We start from the raw sequence: 4,125 nt of genomic DNA on the forward strand, positions 1-4,125 counted from the left end.
GTGGCCGCAGGCTACGTGCTCACCTGCCAGTCCAGCCCGACGACCGACCGGCTCACGGTGGACTACGACGCCTGACCGGTCCGCCCGCCGCTCGGCGGGCGCAGCCGGGTCGGCGGGTCGGCGCAGGCACCGCGTCGCACCCGCCGACCCCTTGCGTGAGGGTCAGCTCGGGGCCTTGACCTGGCCGTCGTAGGCGATGCTGCGCCACAGGTCGAACTGGCGGTCGTTGCCGACCAGCGGGTTGCCGGCCAGTGCGACGGCGGCGTGCACCTCCTCGTCGTTGCGGAGCTGGCGGAAGTAGCCGGGGCCGACGAGGGCGATGCCGCGGCCGGGTGACTGGATGAGCTTCATGTCGTTCTCCGTGAGGTCGAGGGGTGGGTTGCCGGCGAGCTGGCGGGCCACGTCGGCACGCATCGAGTCCAGGTCGATGAACGACGGGTCGATCTTGCCGCTGGTGCTGGTCTCCCGGTGCCCCCGGGCGTGGCTGGCGTCGCGGCCGAGCCGGCGCAGCACGGCGGCGGTGGCGAGCACCGAGGCGCTGTACTGGGCGCCGGTCATGGCCTGGTTGACCCCGTTGTAGTCGATCTCCCAGCCGATCATCAGGGTGTTGCCGTCGCCGGCCGGGATGGGGCCGCTGCCGCGACTCACGCCGGCGTGGTTGGCCCGCCCGCCGGAGATGACGTGGAAGACGCCGTGGTAGTCGACGAGGGCCTGGCAGAGCGGTCCGGGCAGGTCGGAGCGGCCGTTGATGCAGATGTTCAGCGCGGGGTGCGGGTTGCCGGCGCTGGAGGTGGCCGCCGTGTGGTGCCAGAGCACGCCGATGGGGGCGAACGAGCTGCCGGAGACCCGGCCGAGCCAGTTGCCGTGCTCCACCACGGTGACGCCGGCGGCGCGGAGCACGTCGGCGAGCCAGGGGACGGTCGCCATCAGGCCGCCGTCAGGTCGGCGAGACACTCCGGCGCCCGGGCCGTGGTGGCCGCGCGTGCCGGTCGGCCCACCGTGGCGACGGCGAGAGCGGCGGCCCCGAGCGGTACGAGGCCCAGCAGCGCCCGGCGACGTAGGGGTGGAGGTGCGGGCGAAGGCGCGGGGAAAATCATCCATTGATGCTAGTTGATCGATGCGGCAGGGGTAAGTCCCTCGGGCCGCCGCCCGGGCGGAGCCTGTGGCGTGGCCGACAGGAGTCCGGCGGGGCGGCCCCGGGGCGGGGCGACGTAGGCTCGGGGGGTGAGTGTGAGCCGGGAGATCGACGACATCCTGCAGCGTGGCGCGGACGGCGGGCGGATCACGCCCGAGGAGGCCCTGCTGCTCTACACCGAGGCGCCGTTGCACGCCCTGGGCGAGGCCGCCGACGCGGTACGCCGACGCCGCTACCCGGACAACGTCGTCACGTACCTGATCGACCGCAACATCAACTACACCAACGTCTGCGTGACGGCGTGCAAGTTCTGCGCGTTCTACCGGGCCCCGAAGCACCGGGAGGGCTGGACCCACCCGACCGAGGAGATCCTGCGCCGCTGCGGCGAGGCGGTCGAGTTGGGCGCCACCCAGGTCATGCTCCAGGGCGGGCACCACCCGGACTACGGCGTGGAGTACTACGAGGAGCTGTTCTCCTCGGTCAAGAAGGCCTACCCGCAGCTCGCCATCCACTCGATCGGCCCCAGCGAGATCCTGCACATGGCCAAGGTCTCCGGTGTCAGCCTCGACGAGGCCATCGCCCGGATCAAGGCGGCCGGGCTGGACTCGATCGCCGGCGCCGGCGCCGAGATGCTGCCCGCCCGCCCGCGCAAGGCCATCGCGCCGCTGAAGGAGTCGGGCGAGCGCTGGCTGGAGGTCATGGAGCTGGCACACCGGCAGGGCGTCGAGTCGACCGCCACCATGATGATGGGCACCGGCGAGACCGCCGCCGAGCGGATCGAGCACCTGCGGATGATCCGCGACGTGCAGGACCGCACGAAGGGCTTCCGGGCGTTCATCCCGTGGACGTACCAGCCGGAGAACAACCACCTCAAGGGCCGTACGCAGGCGACCACGCTGGAGTACCTGCGGCTGGTCGCGGTGGCCCGGCTCTTCTTCGAGACGGTGCCGCACCTGCAGGCGTCCTGGTTGACCACCGGCAAGGACGTCGGGCAACTCGCCCTGCACATGGGCGTGGACGACCTCGGCTCGATCATGCTGGAGGAGAACGTCATCTCCTCCGCCGGCGCGCGGCACCGCTCCAACCTGCACGAGCTGATCGGCATGATCCGCTCGGCGGACCGGATCCCCGCCCAGCGCGACACCCTCTACAACCGGCTGGCCGTGCACCACACCCCGGCCGACGACCCGACCGACGAGCGGGTGGTCTCGCACTTCTCCTCGATCGCCATACCGGGCGGCGGCGCCGGGAAGTCCCTGCCGCTGGTCGACGTCCGCTGACGCGCTCACCCGTACGACCCCGGCACCCCACCGTCGTCCCCGGCGGTGGGGTGCCGTCGTACGCGGGTCCCTGCGTGGAGCGCCGCCGTACGGAGAGTGATCATTGGCGGCCTCGCCGGCTGGCCGATCGGGTGAATTCCCGTGGACCGTTGATCTCGATTGGGTTGCCGTTCGGAGTCGGCCGCGAGGTGGCCTGGGCAGCAAGACATATCAATCCGGGCATTCCTTAAGTGATTCTTAGCCTGGCTGTTCAACGCGCCCGACCTTGGGGGTGGCGAGCGTGATCGCTTACCGCTAACGTCCCCGGCCGTACCTTTCCTTCGCCCCAACGGGGGGACCCTTTCCATGATCTTCCGTAACCGTTCGCTGGCGCGTATCGGCGCCGGCGCGCTGCTCGCCTCCGGCGCGTTGACCGCTCTCGGTAGCCCGGCCCAGGCCTCGGGCACCGAGACGGACCTCGCGATCGAGGTGGCCGGCACGCGGGTCGCCGCCAACGCGCAGGGCAAGTTCGCCTACGCCAAGGTGACCAACACCGGCAAGAACACCCCGAGCGAGCTGGCCGTGCGGGTGGACGTGTCCAAGGTCGACTTCGACAAGGTCGCCGCCGTGCCGGCCGTCGAGGACGGCTGCGACGTGGAGTTCGCCGGGGAGAAGCCGACCGCGTTCATCTGCTACGCGACGGAGAAGGGCCTGCCGGGCCCGGGCGAGACCACGGACCTGCCGGTCGTCCTGTTCAAGTTCGAGGGCACCGGCACCTACCAGGCGCCCCTCTCCTTCAAGCTCGTCTCGAAGGACGACACCAACGCGGCGAACAACACCAAGACCGCCACGCTGGACTTCTCGGACGCCAGCGGGCCGGACCTCTCGGTCGTCGCCGAGGACGTCAAGCAGGGCGTGAAGATCGTCGACGGGAACCCGGTCTACTCCGGCGACCTGCACGCGGGCGGCCGTTCTGCGCTGACCTACTTCATCACCAACCAGGGTGACAAGGCCGCGGCCGGTCTGAAGATCAGCGTCAAGCTGCCCAAGGGCGTCACCCCGACGGAGGTGGAGCCCGGCTGCGAGTACGCGGCCGACAAGTCCACCTTCACCTGCACCTACGCCAACTTCGGGCTGATCCCGCAGGACGAGGACACCAACGCCGAGGACAAGCTCTACTCGGCCTACGGCTTCTACCACCTGTTCGACGTGGCGGCGGACGTGAAGCCGGGCGCCCTCAAGGGCGGTCTGGTCAGCGTCGAGCCGGTCGGCTCCGAGCCCACCCGGGCGCGGACGGCGGCGGTCACCCTGCCGGAGAACGTCACCGGCCTGCAGGCCTCCGACGTGGACGCCACCGACAACTCCGACGGCTACGCCGTGATCGTCGCGGCCAAGGGCGGCGCGGGCGGCGGCGGTGACGACGACGGCGGCCTGCCGGTCACCGGCGCGCAGACCACGCTGATCGGCGGCATCGGCGGCGTGGTGCTGGTCGCGGGCGCGGCCATGTTCATGGTGGCGCGGCGGCGCCGGGTCGTCCTGGTGACCCCGGGCGACGAGAAGCCGACGGCCTGACGGTCGTCCTCCATCGACCCGCGAGGGTCGTTCACATAACGCACGGCAGCGGGGGCGGGATGGGTGACGATCCGCTCCGCCCACTCCAGGCCGCCGCAGTGGGCGATGCTGTCTCGCTGCACCAAGAAGACCAAGGCGAACGGGAGGACCAGCAGCAGC

4 protein-coding genes are annotated in these 4,125 nt (G+C 71.0%); 2 read left to right on the plus strand and 2 right to left on the minus strand.

Translation table 11 applies throughout. The annotated features are described in order from the left end of the window. Positions 1-162 precede the first annotated feature (162 nt). Together AB0B91_RS64335 and AB0B91_RS64340 are read right to left on the minus strand one after the other, a co-directional pair. Entirely contained in the window at positions 163-927 is a 765-nt protein-coding gene (locus AB0B91_RS64335; protein ID WP_357661325.1) for an N-acetylmuramoyl-L-alanine amidase, read from the minus strand. After that, a complete protein-coding gene (locus tag AB0B91_RS64340; RefSeq protein WP_172896596.1) occupies positions 927-1,097 on the minus strand; it encodes a hypothetical protein in 171 nt (56 codons plus the stop codon). The genes AB0B91_RS64335 and AB0B91_RS64340 overlap by 1 nt, the downstream gene beginning before the upstream one ends. Before the next feature lie 127 nt (positions 1,098-1,224). Between AB0B91_RS64340 and mqnC the strand changes: the two genes are divergently transcribed. Together mqnC and AB0B91_RS64350 are read left to right on the plus strand one after the other, a co-directional pair. After that, a complete protein-coding gene (mqnC, locus tag AB0B91_RS64345) occupies positions 1,225-2,415 on the plus strand; it encodes a cyclic dehypoxanthinyl futalosine synthase (RefSeq protein WP_089002440.1) in 1,191 nt (396 codons plus the stop codon). Between the two features lie 345 nt (positions 2,416-2,760). After that, positions 2,761-3,966 carry an LPXTG cell wall anchor domain-containing protein gene (locus AB0B91_RS64350; RefSeq protein WP_357661327.1) on the plus strand — a complete coding sequence of 402 codons (1,206 nt, stop codon included), beginning with the start codon at positions 2,761-2,763 and terminating at the stop codon, positions 3,964-3,966. Positions 3,967-4,125: the final 159 nt, after the last annotated feature.

This window comes from Nonomuraea sp. NPDC049141, assembly GCF_040648415.1.
Classification (GTDB): Bacteria; Actinomycetota; Actinomycetes; order Streptosporangiales; family Streptosporangiaceae; genus Nonomuraea.

Coding starts and splice junctions, on each gene's coding strand:
- AB0B91_RS64335 (WP_357661325.1), bottom strand. CDS start 927: ATGGCGACCGTCCCCTGGCTCGCCGACGTGCTCCGCGCCGCCGGCGTC.
- AB0B91_RS64340 (WP_172896596.1), bottom strand. CDS start 1,097: ATGATTTTCCCCGCGCCTTCGCCCGCACCTCCACCCCTACGTCGCCGG.
- AB0B91_RS64350 (WP_357661327.1), top strand. CDS start 2,761: ATGATCTTCCGTAACCGTTCGCTGGCGCGTATCGGCGCCGGCGCGCTG.